Origin of the sequence: Clostridium sp. TW13 (genome assembly GCF_024345225.1) — a bacterium.
Taxonomy (GTDB): domain Bacteria; phylum Bacillota; class Clostridia; order Clostridiales; family Clostridiaceae; genus Inconstantimicrobium; species Inconstantimicrobium mannanitabidum.
In genome coordinates, this window is record NZ_BROD01000001.1 from 1,673,226 (window position 1) to 1,690,629 (window position 17,404).

20 protein-coding genes are annotated in these 17,404 nt (G+C 29.4%); 2 read left to right on the forward strand and 18 right to left on the reverse strand.

Features of this window, described 5'->3' with window-relative positions; all coding sequences use genetic code 11:
• Window positions 1-112: 112 nt before the first annotated feature.
• The 8 genes from OCU47_RS08155 to OCU47_RS08190 all read right to left on the reverse strand — a co-directional run bounded on the left by OCU47_RS08155 (window position 113) and on the right by OCU47_RS08190 (window position 6,005).
• Window positions 113-1,273: a DUF262 domain-containing protein gene (locus OCU47_RS08155; protein ID WP_261828103.1), complete on the reverse strand. Its 1,161-nt coding sequence runs from the start codon at window positions 1,271-1,273 to the stop codon at window positions 113-115.
• A gap of 526 nt (window positions 1,274-1,799) precedes the next feature.
• A complete protein-coding gene (locus OCU47_RS08160; protein ID WP_261828104.1) occupies window positions 1,800-2,303 on the reverse strand; it encodes an SUKH-3 domain-containing protein in 504 nt (167 codons plus the stop codon).
• Between the two features lie 30 nt (window positions 2,304-2,333).
• Window positions 2,334-2,627: a DUF7674 family protein gene (locus OCU47_RS08165; RefSeq protein ID WP_425179422.1), complete on the reverse strand. Its 294-nt coding sequence runs from the start codon at window positions 2,625-2,627 to the stop codon at window positions 2,334-2,336.
• 279 nt (window positions 2,628-2,906) lie between these two features.
• A complete protein-coding gene (locus OCU47_RS08170) occupies window positions 2,907-3,176 on the reverse strand; it encodes a hypothetical protein (protein ID WP_261828106.1) in 270 nt (89 codons plus the stop codon).
• Between the two features lie 45 nt (window positions 3,177-3,221).
• Window positions 3,222-4,103, reverse strand: coding sequence for an Rpn family recombination-promoting nuclease/putative transposase (locus OCU47_RS08175; RefSeq protein WP_261828107.1), 882 nt, complete (start codon window positions 4,101-4,103; stop codon window positions 3,222-3,224).
• 256 nt (window positions 4,104-4,359) lie between these two features.
• Window positions 4,360-4,899, reverse strand: a complete 540-nt coding sequence (locus OCU47_RS08180) for a DUF1697 domain-containing protein (RefSeq protein ID WP_261828108.1) — start codon at window positions 4,897-4,899, stop codon at window positions 4,360-4,362.
• Window positions 4,900-5,089: 190 nt separating this feature from the next.
• Window positions 5,090-5,290 carry a hypothetical protein gene (locus tag OCU47_RS08185; protein WP_261828109.1) on the reverse strand — a complete coding sequence of 67 codons (201 nt, stop codon included), beginning with the start codon at window positions 5,288-5,290 and terminating at the stop codon, window positions 5,090-5,092.
• A gap of 55 nt (window positions 5,291-5,345) precedes the next feature.
• Window positions 5,346-6,005 (reverse strand): acyltransferase, encoded by a 660-nt coding sequence (locus tag OCU47_RS08190; protein ID WP_261828110.1) that lies wholly within the window; start codon window positions 6,003-6,005, stop codon window positions 5,346-5,348.
• Between the two features lie 228 nt (window positions 6,006-6,233).
• Here OCU47_RS08190 and OCU47_RS08195 point away from each other — a divergent pair, with 228 nt between their 5' ends.
• Window positions 6,234-7,058: a class I SAM-dependent methyltransferase gene (locus OCU47_RS08195; RefSeq protein ID WP_261828111.1), complete on the forward strand. Its 825-nt coding sequence runs from the start codon at window positions 6,234-6,236 to the stop codon at window positions 7,056-7,058.
• Between the two features lie 191 nt (window positions 7,059-7,249).
• Here the strand turns inward: OCU47_RS08195 and OCU47_RS08200 are convergent, their stop codons facing one another.
• The 9 genes from OCU47_RS08200 to OCU47_RS08240 form a co-directional block, all read right to left on the reverse strand.
• The gene (locus OCU47_RS08200; protein ID WP_261828112.1) at window positions 7,250-7,579 is read right to left on the reverse strand and encodes a hypothetical protein; all 330 of its coding nucleotides are present in this window, start codon (window positions 7,577-7,579) and stop codon (window positions 7,250-7,252) included.
• Between the two features lie 30 nt (window positions 7,580-7,609).
• Window positions 7,610-7,915 carry an Rpn family recombination-promoting nuclease/putative transposase gene (locus OCU47_RS08205; protein WP_261828113.1) on the reverse strand — a complete coding sequence of 102 codons (306 nt, stop codon included), beginning with the start codon at window positions 7,913-7,915 and terminating at the stop codon, window positions 7,610-7,612.
• A 361-nt stretch (window positions 7,916-8,276) separates the two neighbouring features.
• Entirely contained in the window at window positions 8,277-8,876 is a 600-nt protein-coding gene (locus OCU47_RS08210) for an NUDIX hydrolase (RefSeq protein ID WP_261828114.1), read from the reverse strand.
• Between the two features lie 111 nt (window positions 8,877-8,987).
• On the reverse strand, window positions 8,988-9,797 hold the full coding sequence (locus OCU47_RS08215) for a GNAT family N-acetyltransferase (protein WP_261828115.1): 810 nt from the start codon (window positions 9,795-9,797) through the stop codon (window positions 8,988-8,990).
• Window positions 9,798-10,758: 961 nt separating this feature from the next.
• Window positions 10,759-11,511 (reverse strand): class I SAM-dependent methyltransferase, encoded by a 753-nt coding sequence (locus OCU47_RS08220; RefSeq protein WP_261828116.1) that lies wholly within the window; start codon window positions 11,509-11,511, stop codon window positions 10,759-10,761.
• Window positions 11,512-11,831: 320 nt separating this feature from the next.
• On the reverse strand, window positions 11,832-12,614 hold the full coding sequence (locus OCU47_RS08225; RefSeq protein ID WP_261828117.1) for a creatininase family protein: 783 nt from the start codon (window positions 12,612-12,614) through the stop codon (window positions 11,832-11,834).
• Window positions 12,615-12,861: 247 nt separating this feature from the next.
• Entirely contained in the window at window positions 12,862-13,302 is a 441-nt protein-coding gene (locus OCU47_RS08230) for a GNAT family N-acetyltransferase (protein WP_261828118.1), read from the reverse strand.
• A gap of 174 nt (window positions 13,303-13,476) precedes the next feature.
• Window positions 13,477-13,950, reverse strand: coding sequence for a GyrI-like domain-containing protein (locus OCU47_RS08235; RefSeq protein ID WP_261828119.1), 474 nt, complete (start codon window positions 13,948-13,950; stop codon window positions 13,477-13,479).
• Between the two features lie 559 nt (window positions 13,951-14,509).
• Complete coding sequence (locus OCU47_RS08240; RefSeq protein WP_261828120.1) at window positions 14,510-15,406, reverse strand: EamA family transporter; 897 nt, start codon at window positions 15,404-15,406, stop codon at window positions 14,510-14,512.
• A 390-nt stretch (window positions 15,407-15,796) separates the two neighbouring features.
• On the opposite strand from OCU47_RS08240, the gene OCU47_RS08245 reads away from it, so the two are divergent.
• Window positions 15,797-16,717 (forward strand): hypothetical protein, encoded by a 921-nt coding sequence (locus OCU47_RS08245; RefSeq protein WP_261828121.1) that lies wholly within the window; start codon window positions 15,797-15,799, stop codon window positions 16,715-16,717.
• Between the two features lie 181 nt (window positions 16,718-16,898).
• Here the strand turns inward: OCU47_RS08245 and OCU47_RS08250 are convergent, their stop codons facing one another.
• Window positions 16,899-17,384 carry a GNAT family N-acetyltransferase gene (locus OCU47_RS08250; RefSeq protein ID WP_261828122.1) on the reverse strand — a complete coding sequence of 162 codons (486 nt, stop codon included), beginning with the start codon at window positions 17,382-17,384 and terminating at the stop codon, window positions 16,899-16,901.
• Window positions 17,385-17,404: the final 20 nt, after the last annotated feature.

Sequence of the window (17,404 nt, forward strand, 5' to 3'; positions counted from 1 at the left end):
TCTTCATACAAAAAAAGCTATTACAAAATAGTACATTAACCTATCTTATAATAGCTTCAATCATATCAAATATATTATTTTTCTGCTTCACAGTGTTTATTGCTCTGCAATACTAACGTTTTGCCATCATTTGATCAATAGATTCTTTAATATAATCGATGCATTTCTTTTGAAAACGGTAGCTTGTAGAGGATACTCCTCCAAAGTCAGAGAATTCTGCTGCATTCATTCCTCTTACAATGGCTTTATATGCTACATGGTAATCTGCTTCTGCTAATTCACCATTGGAAAAGAATCCTTTCAGTGCAAGATAATCATATGATAATGTTAAAGGAATAAGAAAGCTTATAAGAAAGTTATGATTTCCTTTTGGTGTTATTTTTGTGATGAATTCTTTGCTGAATATACTATCTATGCCCTCAATAATTGAGATCTTATCATAGAACTTTAAAAAATTATTTAAGTAATCTTCAATTTCTATTTTCTTCAGTTTCAATTTATCAGTAGATAGCTTTTTCATTTCCCTCATAAATCTTTCTACATAGTAAGGAGTATCATTCTTACCTTCAACTAAACCACAATATGAATAACCAAGACATGCATATAACTCATAATTTGTAGTCTTATCTTTTATCTTTTTATCATTACACTTAAACATTTTATTGAACTTAGGTTTGTTGATTAAGTTTTTCATTAATACATCTTTTGCCCAAAATGAAAAAGAAGAACGATATACTACTTCGTTTAATTCCTGTTTTGTTAATGGATTTGTGGCTTGGTTAAATCTCATAAATACTTCATATTCTAGCTCTTCATTATTAGAAACATCTATAGATTCAACATTAATTTGGCTATCCATTTCTAAGCGATTCCTAACATTTGCAGGAAGCTGATCAAATGTCATTCCATTAAGTTTTGTAAGTTTACTTAATTTTGTTAATGCAAATTTATTATTTTTATACCTATACATTGCCATTAACCTATGAGCTCCATCAATAACATTTAGTAGTACCTTTTCCTTCTCTGTATCCTTTGAAAGATATATAACAGGTATAGGAATATTGAGTAGTAAAGATTCTATTATGCTTGATTCTTTTTCCTTACCAAATTTATATTCACGTTGATAATCTGGATTTAAAACTATTCCTCCATGCTTTCTTTCGTAACCATCTTGAATTAAATTGCACAATTGTCCAAACTGATAAACATTTTTTCTGACTTCACATTTCCATTCATTAAAATCCGTTAAGTCCATATTAGGCACTGATGACATAAAACGCATCCCCTTCTAAAATTTAATTGTTTCTAAATATTTCTCTATTATTTCTTTTTGTTTTTCTTTAGGTAATAAATTTAATTCTATATCAATTAATTAACTTACCTGCTTTCCATAAAATATACTATTCTATAGAAGAGGGTAATATTCTTTATAGATTTGAGTTTCATTAATAAAAAATTGATGCAGCGTAAAATATTTAACCTATCTTGCATAAACAGGTTTCTATTTAACTTGGCTTTTTAAATATAAACATATAAAAAAAGAAATATATATAAATATTTATAGGTAAAATGCGCCTTTATAAGGTTTATTGCTTTTCAAATCATTCTCTTTAGAGGTGTAAACTCAGAAATAACAGACATTTTCACAGGAACTTTTGCAACAAAAAACCTATGCTTAATATCAGTTTTAGCATAGGTTTTTACATTTATTTAATTTTTCTGAACTATATAAGAAACGTTGATATTTTAGTCCTTACATTTACCTACTGGCGTGTGTATAAATCTTCAACATTGAATCACTATTTATATAACGATGAAGTTTCAATATTATGATGACCTAATTCCCTCTCCATACTTTCAATTAAATCATTAAATACCCAAACATCTTCCGAATAGTCATGTTTAAAATACAGTTTGCCAGAACGTCCTATTGCTACAACAGCAGGATAATGATACCCACTTTCACCTAAATAAAAACAATCTTCATTTGCAAAATCTAAAATGGCTTTATAATCATCTACAAAATCTATTTCCTCTGTAGGGCTTGATATGAAATAAAAAGAATAGTCGTGCAAAGACAATCCGATTTCTTTAACTGGATGATAAGATTTAAAGTAAACCGTTTTATCTAATCCAGTAAATTGTTCAAGAAATTTTTGAGCACTATCAAATAGTTCTATTCCATTTTCTATACATTGTCGTTCAAAATTAGAAATATTAATTTTTCTGTTCGGATACCAACCTGCTTTTTTAAGCAATAAAGTCATTTGTTCTCTTTTTGTTACTTCTTCAATATTCTCCATAACCTCACTCCAATTACATCTATTAACGTGCTAAAGATTACGCCAATATCTTCCTAAAAACCTTTCAACTTCAATAGACTTTTTTCTTATATCATCACTGAAAAAATTAAACGCATTTGCTAACACATCTTTATCATCACCTAAGTATTCCAGTATGGTTACAACGACTATATTCTGTACAGCTTCATCACCTGTCTTATACATATACTCAATAAAATCAATATATCTCCGTATAGTTTCAATATCTTCATTTTCCTTTAACAATTGAGTTAAAGGCAGATTTATAGCATCTCCAAAGAAAACATGACCTAAACAGTTCCTCACAAAAATCAATGTGTTCACGATATGTTTGTTCGTGTTCAGGAAAATTTTCAATAAAAGCACCTACACATTCTTCTAAATTCATATTTGTTTACCTCACAAAATATAAATACTCTTTATCTCGCAATTACTTACTATCATGAATCAATTATAGCACAAGTTGTAAGTATCACATTATTTTAGGAACTTAATATACTACAGGCAGTATAAAATACAAAAAAGCTATTACAAAATAGTACATTTGTCTATTTTATAATAGCTTCACTCACAAAAATGTTATTTTTATTTTCTTAATTTTTTAATGTCTTCTATATTTAATCCAGTCTTTAAAGCAATTATTTTATCATCTAAAACATCCAATAGATTTTTGGTGATCTCTAATGCCTTTTGTTTTTTACCTATTTCTATTCCTTCTTTTGTCGCTCCCTTAAGTCTACTTTGCTCATCCATTAATGCTTTTTCACGCATTTCAGCAAGCCAAATTGCTTGTTTATCTCCACTTATTTTATATAAAGCATCCATAGCCTCTTCTATTTCTCCATCTGTTTTCATGAATTCTTCAATCTCCTTTCACGTAGGATTTGATAAGAAGATTAGCTATTTTCTTAATATTTTAATATCTTCTATATTTAATCCAGTCTTTAAAGCAATTGTTTCATCATCTAAAACATCCAGTAGATTTTTGGCTATTTCTAATGCTTTTTCCTTTTTACCTATATTTATACCCTTATCTATTCCTTCTTTTGTCGCTCCCTTAAGTCTACTTTGCTCATCCATCAATGCTTTTTCACGCATTTCAGCAAGCCAAATTGCTTGTTTATCTCCACTTATTTTATATAAAGCATCCATAGCTTCTTTTATTTCTCCATCTGTTTTCATGAATTCTTCAATCTCCTTCCCTGCAGGATTTGATAAAAACGTCAGCCATTTATATAATTTTTCATTAAATTCTTTAGTTTGCTTATTTGATATATGATCTTCTTTGTAATCATTAAATTTAGGTAATTCTATAAATACTAATTCTAATAAGTCTGTTAATGATTGTTTAGTTTCCTTTTCAAATAGTCCATAATTTTTAATAAAATTCTCACCATCTAAATATTTGAAGTTTAATATGTTTATAGTTACAGTCCTGTTTAAACAAGAGTAATCTTCACCTTTATCTAATTGTGTTAATAACATTTTAGATATATAGAATAAAGTCCTTTTAATCATATTATACTGATTTATTAGCTGAATTTCTACATTTACGTGCATATCTCTTTCAGTAGTAACATGTAAATCTAATATACTAAGTTTTTCACTTGCAATTAGTGAGGCATCAAGTATTTTCTCTTCAAAATCAACTTCTTTGATGGCATTCTCACCAGATAAATTTAAGATTGAATTTAGAAAACTTATTAATATGTGCTTATGAGCTTTCATTCCAAATAGTTTTTGGAAAACTACATCGTTTTTAGGATCTAATATTTTTGTCATAAGTAATACCTTCCTTTATTTGTTACTTCACTAAATATTATCGCCTTACTATTTGTAGTTTATGCAAACAAATATTCTATAAAAAATTAATGAGAAGTCTTTATAAAGCCGTTATAAAGAAAGGAACTTTTACATCAAAAAACCTATGCTTAACATCAGTTTTAGCATAGGTTATTATATTTATTTAATTTTATCTTCGTAATATTTTTTAAATTAGTTCTTTAACTTACTCGATAAACCGGTATTTGCAACTTTATTACATCCCAACTATCTTTCTAACTGTGTTTGCTGTTCTGATTGTCAGCTTGCTACTAATGTTTGCGTTAGCTGTCTTCGACCACCAATTTGTCTTTTGATAATCCTTTCGACTAAAAGACCAGAATACTGCTTTTTTGTAGTTCTTTATCTTTTCAAATTCTTCTTTAGGCTCTCCTATTTCACTAAATACATCAGTAAATGTTGTCGGTAACATTATAAAAATCAGATTATCGTAGATTTCCTTGTTTTCATTTCCCCACCAGTCAGGGGCATTATGTAGTATATCTTCCAGTTCTTCTTTTAATATGATAAAAACCGGTATTTTTAAATCAAACCTGTCTTTTATCATAGTTTCAATCTGATCAGAAAAATCCTCTTTGTAATCCTCATCACTTGAAAAGATGACATTGCCGCTGTTCAGATATGTCTTAACTTCTAAAAAACCAAGTTCTTCAAAACCTGCTTTTAATCCAGCCATTGGAATCTTATTTTTGCCACTTATATTGATGCCCCTTAAAAATGCAATATATCTTTTCATATAACAAAGCCACCTCCTCAAATTCTAATTTATCGCTTAGTAATAAACTATAAACTCATATAATAATATAAATATTAGTTTATTATAACATATTTTTATAACACCATATTTTTTGAATTTCAAAGATCAATATTTCTTAATTAGTTCGCAATATCTACATAAAGTGAACTAACTTAACACTTTATTATGCTCATTTTCTGCAAATACAATGAAGTATCGGACCATCTTCTTCTTTATAAACCATACCTCTTTTACACTCTACAACTAAAAATCCTGTCTTTTGAGCCAAATTTATCATTTCATTAGTGGTAAAGGCTTCCCAATAACAATCTGTATCCGCATAGGCAAAGAACTTCTTACCATCAAGATATTGAGAATAATTTGCTTCCAAAAATTCTTTATCATGCCCAGAAAAACTATTAATAGGATATCCTGGTTCCTTGACTTTATTTTTTCGCTACAATTTCACCATTACTCTTCAAAATACTCTTCTCTGGAATATAACCTCTTACAGAACTTAATGGATAAACAATACTATCTTTTCCTATTATTGTCCCTGGGTTTAAAACGGAGTTACATCCTACTTCAGCTGAATCGCCTACAATTGCACCAAATTTCCTTAAACCAGTTTCAACAATATCTGCACCATTTTTTACTTTTACTAATGTTCCATCAGATTTTAAATTGGAGGTTATTGCACCTGCCCCTAGATGGGCTTTATACCCTAATATTGAATCACCAACATAATTGTAATGGGGAACCTGCGCTCTATTAAAGAGGATTGAATTTTTAATTTCAGTTGAGTTTCCAATTACAACATTATTACCAATGATAACATTGTCTCTAATGTAAGCAGAATGCCTGATTTCGCAATTGTAACCTATAATCGCTGGACCGCTTATAATAACACTTTTTTCTATAGTAGTACCTTTGCCAACCCATACAAATTCCTTTATTCTTTCAAAATCGCTTGGTAGATTTTTTGCGTATTCAAAAATAAAAGCCTTAATTTCTGTAAGAGCTTCCCAAGGATAATTAACTCCTTCAAATATGGCTCTTGCATCTAATTCCTCAATGTTTAATAATTCGTTTACAGAAACTTTCATTATAATCCTCCTCTGATTCATTTCGTCATGTTTTACTATCATGAATCAATTATAGCACAAATTGTAAATGTTATATTATTTTATGAACTTAATATACTACAGACAGTAGACTTAATACTTATTCATTTCATTATATTGGAAAATATTGCAAAGTTAGTTTATAATATAGATATATAATGGTAAACGAATGCAAACAAACCATTATTTATAAAACAGGAGGATACTTATATGACTGATTTTGAAAAAATAAAAGCATACTATTCTGTTTTTGACGAACAGCATCGATTAGAAAATGCAGAAGGTCGCCTTGAATATGATATTTGCATAAATATTATTCTTCCATATCTAAAAAAATCAGATTGTATCTTAGATTTAGGAGGAGGAGCTGGTAAGTATTCTATTGAACTTGCGAAGCAAGGTTATAATGTTACACTCGCTGATTTATCGGAACGATTACTTAAACAAGCAAAAACATATGTGGAGGAAAATAACATTCCCTCACTCCAAAGTTATGATGTAGTTAACGCTGTTGATTTAAGTTGTTATGATGACAACAGCTTTGATGTTATCATATTATTTGGACCATTGTACCATTTGTTAGATAGTGATGAACGAAACAAATGCGTATCAGAAGTCTACCGAGTGTTAAAGCCAAATGGGATTATATTTGCGAGCTTTATCCCATATTTAACTGGTGCTATTGGTGTTGTTAGCCGTGCCTTCTATTTTCCTGAGCAAGTCAACGAGCATAACTTATCTGAAGTATTTGAAACTGGAAGATTTAACAATAATGCTAATGTGATGTTTCAAGAGGGGTATTATCCAGAGTCAAAGGAAATAGAAAAGCTGTTTAGAGAACATAATTTCTCTCAAATTCTTTTACGGTCAATAAGAAGCTTTGGACATAATAAAGAAGAAAAATTATATGAGTTATTTGAGAAAGATATCTCTCTATTCAACAAGATGATTGAACTAATAAATAAAACTTCTACAAACCCTGCAATAATTGAAACATGTGGACATGCACTTTATATAGGGCGTAAGTGCCAATAATAAGCATAATACAGAGTTAAATTGGTTCACATTTTTCTTTTTTGTTCAGCAATAACGAATTAAATACAAAAACCTATACTAAAATCAAATTTAAGCATAGGTTTTTGAGTTGTAAATTTTCTTGTGAAAATGACTACAATTATTTGTTTTGAACCCCTAAAGTAAACCCGTTAACAAAATAGTCACTTTGCCTATTTTATCTTTTCTTCGAATTCTTCTATACTTTCAGCAACAACAGATATCTTATTCCACTGCTTCAATATTTCCATGCTATCTTGTTTATTAATAGTCTCAATAATGTTTATTGGTACTTTTCCATGATCACATAGATTATCTATTATAGTTTCTTTTAATCCTTCCTTTTTACCTATGTCTATTCCTTCTTTTGTCGCTCCCTTAAGTCTACTTTGCTCATCCATTAATGCTTTCTCACGCATTTCAGCAAGCCATATAGCTTGTTTATCTCCGCTTATTTTATATAAAGCATCCATAGCTTCTTTTATTTCACCATCTGTTTTCATGAATTCTTCAATCTCCTTTCCAGCAGGATTTTATAAAAACATCAGCCATTTATATAATTTTTCATTAAATTCTTTATCTTGGATATTCCATTTATGCTTTTCTTTGTAATGATTAAATTTAGGTAATTCAATAAAGATTAATTCTAATAGATCAGTTAATGACTGTTTAGTAGTCTTTTCAAATAGAGCATAATTTTTTATGAATCTTTCTTCATCTAAATAGTTGAAGTTTAATATGTTTATAGTTACAGTCCTGTTTAAACAAGAGTAATCTTCACCTTTATCTAACTGTGTTAATAGCATTTTAGACATATAGAATAATGTCCTTTTAATCATATTATAAAAAATTCATACAGAGTAAAATATTCAACCTATCTTCCATCAGCAGGTTTATATTTCACTTGCAATTAATTTAAATATAAACATATAAAAAAAGAAATATATATAAATATTTATAGGTAAAATGCGCCTTTGGAAGATTTATTGCTTTTCAGACCATTTTCTTTTGGAGGTGTAAACTCAAAAATAACAGACATTTTTACAGGAACTTTTGAAACAAAAAACCTATGCTTAACATCAGTTTTAGCATAGGTTTTTACATTTATTTAGTTTGGCTGAACTATATAAGAATAATATTTAATAAAATTATGCAATTTCTTTTTATTAAGATATCCTTTAAGGAATGCATTAATATCTTTTAAATTAATTTTCCATTAATGAATCTATTCACTAAGTTATTATTATCTGCTATTAGTCTATTTAAAAATGTTAAATGAACACCTGCATACATTTCCATATTATAATCAATTTCTTTCTGTTGAATCAACTTACCACCACTATCTAAAAAATCTCTTAATCTCAACTTTTCTGAGCAAATACGTTTTACTTCATTTTCTTTTAGAAAAATTATGCCACAGGCTTCTGATGAAGGTTTTGGTTCTTTTTCTGTATAAGATAAAAATACAGCAGTGGAACGCACTTTATCACCTACTATAATTAACGGCTTAATATCCAAGGGTATCTCATCTATAATTTCATCATAATTATTATCATTCCAATTTCTTTTATAAAATGTATTTGGAGAATTTAAGAAGTTTACTTCAATTGACCCTTCTTCTTTTATTTCTCTTTCTAACGTTTGGAGATAACTTTCATTTTCCTCTATGTGTCCACCAAGACGCATTACCCCCAGTTTTTCTCCTGTATTATCTGGTCCTATCATAAACGCAAGTGTATCTTTATATAGAATAAATGAACCTACAGTTTTAAACCCATTTAAAATATTTAACTCAAACATTTTTATCCATCTCCCAATATAAGTTGTTTATAATTATTTACTATAATGAATCGATTATAACATAAATTGTAAATATGCCATTATTCAATTTTCAGGTAATTTTTTATCTTTTTAAAATCTAAAATTTTCAAGATAATATTGAAAGTCTTTTTCAAAACCTATACTCTCTGCAACTTTATTTGACGGTATATTATCTTTATTACACTGCCAAAATGGTATAATATTATTATGAGTACAATATTCCATACAAGCTGCTGCAGTAAGTTTTCCGTAACTATTGCCTCTATATTGCTCTACAGTTTCCAAACCAAATTCAAAATTCTTATCACTAACAAATACTGATAAGCACCAACTTACAACTATACCGTCTTTTATTAAACAGTATCCTATTCCTTTAGATATTAAGTCATCTTCTGAGTGCCAGAAGGAATTTATCCAACCTTTTACACCATCTATATGTTTTAAATCCGTTCTCTCCAAAAGCTTTTTGTCAATAATGGCCATATTACAATCTTCTGGGATAAGGTCTCTCCAATCTATTTTTAGTTTTTCAAATTTATAAACACTTCTATCTATCCTTATGCAATTTTCTTGTGGAAGTAAGACATGAAGTTTATTTTCCAATTCTTTTGAATAATAGAAATCAAAACATGGTATATACCTCTTTGCTGCTCGTGGTTTAAGCTCTTCTATTAGTAACCTATTTATCTCTTTATTAAATTCATCATTATTAGACTCACCTTCAACTAGTAATTCACTCATCATATCCCATACTAAAGCGGTTTTAGGATTATCCTTATTATCAACGTATATCTCTCCTGGTGTATTACCATCAATTACAGATTTTATAACAATATTAAAGGCTAATTCTTTAAAAATATCCTCCACTTTTTTGTATTCGTACTGATTTAATTTATACATATATAACCCCATCCTTTACGTTATGCCTAATCATATTTATTTTCTTGTACTGTCTTGAATAAAATTCATTTTTTATAACTATAAAAGCACTTTCAATATCAGTTAATCTGTTTTTATATAACAAAAAGACTGTAAGAAAGCATTAGCCTTATTACAGTCTAAAATTCTAATTATTTCGCACACTAAAATAACCTGTTAATTATAATACTTCATATATATGAAGTATTAACTAAACTAAGTATGATAAAAAATCATATCATTATTTAAGATAAGCAAGCTTAAAACACCAATGGAGTCTGTTTATCTCTTAATATCCGAAAATTAAATTATATTCTAGTTCTATAAAATGATACTTTCTACTTACTAACTCAAAAGAAGTACACAAAAAACCTAACAGATTAGGCACTTAAAAACTTCTCTTATTCTAATCTTCAATTTTGAAAATTAATTAGCAAGTAGCAATCTACATCTTACAGAACTTCCTTTAACTTCTTTATTTTTGATACAAATTTTGTATATGTTACGTTTTCATTGTATATTACATATGCTTAGAAATCAAGAGATATTTTACATATTAATCCTGTATACTTTAACTATAGTTATTATAAAAGTTACACCATTACTTATAGTTCACTATAAATAATTCTAAGCTCATGCATAAGGAAAAAACCCAGACTAATCTAATTAATCCAGGGTTTTATGGTGTAGGCTAGTTTTACATTACTACCATACATTCATCCAAGTTTAGAAAAACTGCACTTATTTATGATACGGTTCATCGTCAATATTCCACTCGCAAAATATATATAGAAATATAATTTTATAAGATATATTTTTAATTATCTTGATTAAGAACATATCCTTTAAATATTTAGTTATATTTTAAAATTGTTATAAAATTACTTCATAAAAAACAAATAGTAAGATTTCGCTTAACGGCTATTCTCATGCTATGCAAGTTTTATAATTTAATTGCTTTAATAATAAACGAAGTATTAATTAATTTAGCTTTGTGCTTTGAATAGTATTTTAGTGTAAAATCATGTTCCTGGGTAAGAATATCCTTATCAGTTTCTTCAATCAACTTATCAATTTTAAATCCTGCTGATGCCAGTTCATTGATATATGAAGATAATTTCCAGTTCTTTAGTTTCATTGCTTGGTTGCCTTTTGTTAAATCAATAGTTGCTTCATCCAAGTACGACTTGGAAATCGTATATTTATTGCCTTCTGCTTCTATACACTGCATCAATGGGTTATCCCAAGAGAATATAAAAACACCAGATTTCTTTAAGTATTTATGAACTAAATCTATGGATTGCTTTAAGTCGGTAGTCCACCCGAATGCATATATCGAGTAAACAAAATCAAAATAATTTTCTGGTATTCCCGGATTTTCTTCCATAGGTGACTCAAATAAATTTGCATTTATGTTATTTTCCGATAGAAATTTTCTTGCATTCTCTATCTGTTTTGAAGATAAATCCAACCCCCATAACTCTTTAGCACCCCGTTTAGCTGTATATAGCAAAGAATGTCCACTACCGCAACCAATATCTAAAACTTTTTTATTATCTAATAAATTAAACAAATTCAAAGTATCTTCCTTTGGTAAAGTTGGACCATATGTAGGTAGTGAAGTTGACCCAAACCATTCATCGGCAATAAAATCCCAACTCACCTTATTTTGAACTAATATTTTATTTTCTTTCAAAATACCATCTCCCGTTCATTATATAAACAATCTTTGTTTCACAATAATTTACAATTATTATTATATCTTAGTTATAAATATAATACCAACATTATAATTAAAAAATTGGTATTACATAATCTTTCACCTTTATTTTAGATCATAACTTATTATTTTAATTTTCATTCTTTCAAAATCTATCTCACACAATCTATTAGCTCTTAACATTTCTATTAAGTAACCTTCTGTTCTTTTGTCCTTTGATTTATTCCTTTTTTATTTAACTCTTCTATTATGCCATCCTTTATTAAATTATTTAAGATAATCTTCCTTTATAAAAATCAAATTACTTTATCATTATTAAGTATAGTTTCTATTTTTAAAGAATCCAACTCAACATCTGCTTGAAAGTATTCAATAATATCTTTTTCCAAAATAAAACTAGCAGGATCTCCACAATATGCAAAAGGATCAAATCCTTTTTGTGGTTTCAATTTTAAAGCAATTTCCTTCCTAACTTTTTGAGGATAAAATGCATACATTGATGCTGTTTCAATCGATCCAGCGTGTATATCCGGCTCAAAGCGATCTTCTCTTTGTCTAGGAAATTCGGGTCCATTTTCTATTTGTATATCTAAGTTGTCCATACGATAAACTTGCATATTTAACTTTTGCTTAATCTCATTCATAGATTCTTCAATTGCATCAGTATGTTTATTATCTCCATGAGCATTTACTATAAACACCTTAGAAAATCCCCACTCTTTAAGGGAACTAAAAATATCAAACATAATCGCTTTAAATGTTTCTGGACGTACTGTAAAAGAACCTGGATATTTCGCAGTTGCACTATTAATTCCCCAATAATATGGTGGTGCAATAACAGTATTAATACCTTTTGTCCATAGATTCTTTTTAAGATATCTACTAAATAGATATGCAAAATAAATATCTGGACTTAAATCCATATGAGGTCCATGAGCCTCAACAACTGCAATTGGAAATATAACACTATCTCCTCTTTCACCTGCTGTTTTTACCTCTTCCCATGTCATTTCAACTAACGTATCAGCAAATATTGATAAATCAGATTGAATACCAAATTTTAATTCTGTATCATTCATTTCTTTAATTTTCCTCCTCGTATTGCATCATAATTTACTATCATGAATCAATTATTGAATATCTTGCAAAAATGCATTGCTCAAATTTTAAAAATTTATTTTTTCTTTCACTTACTACGTACTTTAAGAATATTGTGAATTACTATATGATTATTTACATAATAGCATTGGAGTTTTTATTATAACAACCTCGTACTTAATTCATAAACAAAAATGAGCTACCTAAAAACAGATTAGGTAGTTCATTTTAATATAACATTGTCTCTATGTTTCTGTTTTTATTTGCCCAAGTAATTCTATCATCAACTTTACGAACTAATGAGTAGCAGACAGGTGTGAAATACTTTAACCAAAAATCACTTCCACTAATATTTTGTGACTCAAAAACCACTGCACACCTTTTGTAGCCCTTATTTGAATATTCTTCAATAACCTTATGAAGTATAGCCTTTGTAATTCCATATCCCATAAACTCCTCTAGCGTATATGTTTCTCCAATGCTAATTGTAGCTTCATCAGAAAGAATTTGAGCATCATTTGATTTCTTATTGCTTATCTCCATTATTGATACGACTTGTCCTTTATAAATTCCAAGCCATATCGAATTATCAGGATTCTTCAACCATTCACAAATATCTCTATAACTTTTAACTTTGATTAAAGGTAAGTAAATTGGTGAACTTGCCATATGTTTTTTCAATCCAATTAACAAATGAAAAACAGACTCAATATCATCAACCTTATATTTTCTAATTTCTTGAATAATATGATTTTACAATTTAGTCTTTAATTTTATTCATTCATAATTTAAGAATATTATGCATCAATCTTGGTACCGAAAATGTTTGTTAGGTATAGAACTTCATTTTTTAATAACTGGTATCCAAATTTCACTTTTGTAGTCAGCTGCACTCAAATCACCTCTTGAGTACCATTCCACTTCTGGAGCTTCTGCATGCTCATAACCAGATGTAGGAAACCATTCTGAAAAAATCTTTCCCCAAATTTCTGCCATAGCTGTAGGCATAGGACCGGTTATTTCAAATATTGCCCATGTAAGAGATGGTATTTCAAGTTCACACAATGTTTCGGGACAGCTTTTTTTCGTTATGGTGGCAATATAGTAGTCAGTTGTATTGTCATCATACATTCCACTGTATACGCCTAATAAACCATATGGTTCAGTGTCTCCCATTCCAGCGATTTGCTCAAATGTCTCTGCTGAGGTTTCACTCCACATTCTTCCAATGTTATCACCTAAACCTTCAATATTGGAAAACCTTTTCTTTACACCTACAATAGTAAACGAATCTTTTTGCTCAATTCTGTAGTTCATTTCAACTACTCCTTTTAATATTTATTTTTATTTAATTAATAATTTAAGAATGTGAAGTAAAATAACTTCTAATTATGTTTATAATCCTCCCTTCTCTTCCTCCCAGTGAACCAAGAAGTTATAGCATTCTGTTTTGAAATGTAATATACAATATTCTATTATTCTGTATTAATTATAACATATTTTGTAAAAATACACTATTCAATTTTCAAAGAACCTTCTCCATTAATTACTGCATCAAATCCACATATTACGAATTGCAATTATGTAATTTATAATAGTCGAATTTACACTTATGGCCATCATATGGTATTAATTTAGTATCAACATATTCAAAACCAAGTTTTCTAACTATAGCTTTGGACGGAATATTCTGGGGCTTCACAATTGCTGTTAAGGTTTTTAGCTTAGTATTTTTAAAAACCAATGAGTTAGGAATAAGGAATAAATCAATTGTTTCGAGAAGACATCATCTATTAAAGGCTACCATATACAAACTTCAAAGAATAGTTATATAAAATACGACCATCTATAAACAGCTATTTAAGCCATAATTTTCTTATACGTCATTAGATAATTTTCTATCATCTTTATCACTTGATATATTACTACCTATAATTGCTGTAAATATAAGTATTACCCCTGTCCATTGCATCGAGTTAACATGCTCTAGTAGAACTACTGATGACAAAGTCACAGCTACTGGAAGTTCAGAAGCAGATAGTATAGTTCCAAGCCCTGGACCAACCTTGGGCATTCCAATTGAAAATAGAAGTGGCGGAAGACAAACTCCAAATAACCCAAGTATCAATCCATATTGAGTTAGTCCTTTGAGTGCATAAAAGTCAAATAAAAACTTTGGTGGAAATAATAAAAATACAACTGTTAAGGCTCCTGTTGAAAGAAGTGCACTTTTTAATACTGGGGGTGCATCTTTCTCAACAGAACCGCTAAGAAAAATAAATCCTGTATAAGTAAACGAAGCAAGCAATCCCCAAATTGCTCCATGCCATGAAAAAACTTCTCTTTTCTGTGAAATAACATTTGCAGCTAAAAGAGAGCCAATCAATACAATACCTATGGATATAAGCTTTTGTTTGTTAGGTTTTTTCTTATTAAATATCCAATCAAATATTGCGCCAATCCAAACAAATTGAAATAAAAAGATTATTGCTAATGAAGCATTTAGTGTTTTTAATGATTGATAATAAAACAAACCTGTTAACCCAAATGGAACTCCAGATAAAAGAAGCTTTAAAGTTTGCCTTAATGATAATTTTTTCTTTTTTGTAAATAGAGCAACAATCCAAATAAGTACTGTTCCAAAAAAATATTGCCCCCCTGTTACCTCTGTTGATGAAAAACCTGCTGAATAAGCAAGCTTTACAAATGTTGATAATATCCCATAACAACATCCGCCTAAGAAAACAATTAGTGCATAATACCATTTTTTCAAAATTACTCTCCTTTCTTTAGAACGCAAAAAAGCCACACAATTATTACATGAAATAATTGTGTGGCGAAAATAGAATTTCTCTAGAAAAATCCACATCCTAAAACGGTTTTATTATTAAATTTTCTTTTAAAGTATAAGATTATTAATTCAAATTGTCAAGTAAAAGATATGAAACTATCTAAAACAATAAAATTTTACTCTGAAATTATTTTTGTAACAATCTATTTTAGCTTTTCTTCAAATTTACACACTAATGAGTAGCAGAAAGGCTTGAAAATGTTTATTCCAAGGTATGTAATTAAATGATATTATTATATTGTAAGGTTATTTCATAACTGTAAACAATTATGAAGTACTGCTAATTTATATAATACCCAGGAGGTAAATGTGTTGAAAAAACTATCGCTTGATGATTTTATTAAATTGAGAAAGCTGGTCTACCGCAGCGCAAGACCGCTTGATTTTACTAAGTGGAAATATCTTTTTGAAAATGGGAGCTGTGAGGATTTCCTTTCAGTTCTGTCCAGTTACCAGAATGAGGATGGCGGTTTTGGATACAACATCGAGTGCAATAACTGGAACCCTAATTCTTCCCCCTATACGGTATGCATTGCGTTGGATTACCTGGATACGACAGGCACTTATGTTAGCAACATAAAAAATAAGATAGTAATGGGTATAATTAAATACCTTGCTTCGGGCACGTATTTGTCGGAAAACGGCTGGGTGGGCATGCAAGGAATCCCCACCAACAATGATTTTGCCCATTTGCCATGGTTTCATTATGACCCCAAGAAAGCCACGGAAGCCGACATAGGGGTAACCAAACGCCTTTCAGACTTTATACTCAAATATACAGACAAAAGCTCTGATATTTACCAAAAGGCGGCAGCTCTGAAAGCCAAGTATAAGCTGTGCGGACAAACACTCCTTAATGGCTTCCCTGATTATGACCCGACATCATTTGACCTGGCATCATTTGAATCGGAAACATGGGCCTTATGGCAACCATTGCCAGTACACTTTATCGGCTCGCCTAAAAGCGAGCATTATCCGTCACTTAAAAACATTGTGGATATAAATCTGGATACGATAGTTGACACACTGCACAATACGAATGAATTTCATATGATGCCTGAGGAGGAAGCCAATGCATTTGAAAAGAATAACCCACATCCAGATGGCAAACGGTGGTGTAGCGCTGAACAAGCAATCGGAAATTATTATGGAAGTGCACAATGTATCACATCCAATTTGGACATATTGAGAAAGTTTCACAGATTGGATTTTCAATTACCTATTCATAGCTAATAAGCATAATCAGTAGCCTAATTAATGCATAATTTTCTTATAATGTGAACTTCTTTATTATCTATAATCAATCCGCTTATTCATTTTATATGCAGAGGTAAACTATATGGAATCATATAGTTTACCTCTTAAAATCATAAGTTGTTCATATACTTAACTCTATAAATTGGAATTCTTATCTTTACAATATCATTTCATAATCCATTAATTTTCCAGCATATTCTGGATTCCATTTATTTTCACACTTTTTTACAAATTTAAAACCAACACTCTCATAATTTTTTTGTGCAGGCAATAACTGTTCATCAGTTGTAACTATAATCTTTTTAACATTCTTTTTAGTTATTCGATTAACTGCTTCTTGCAACTGCATTTTTCCATACTTATTGCCTTTATATTTCGTTGCAATACAATTATGACCAATTTCTATATATTCAGGCATTTTTCTTGGATCCCAACATATAAAACCTATTAGAGCATCATCCAATGTTGTTATAAAACCACATTCATCTGCTATTTGTAAATTATCATAAAAAAAATCATCTGCTTCTTTCCAGTTTGTTATCCAATCTCTTTCATATCTGCTCTCCCAAGAATAACTATCTTTGAGCAGTTCAAACATAGTTCCTCTTGGGAATTCACTAAATTTTCTAAATTCAATATGCATAACTACTTCCTCCACAAATT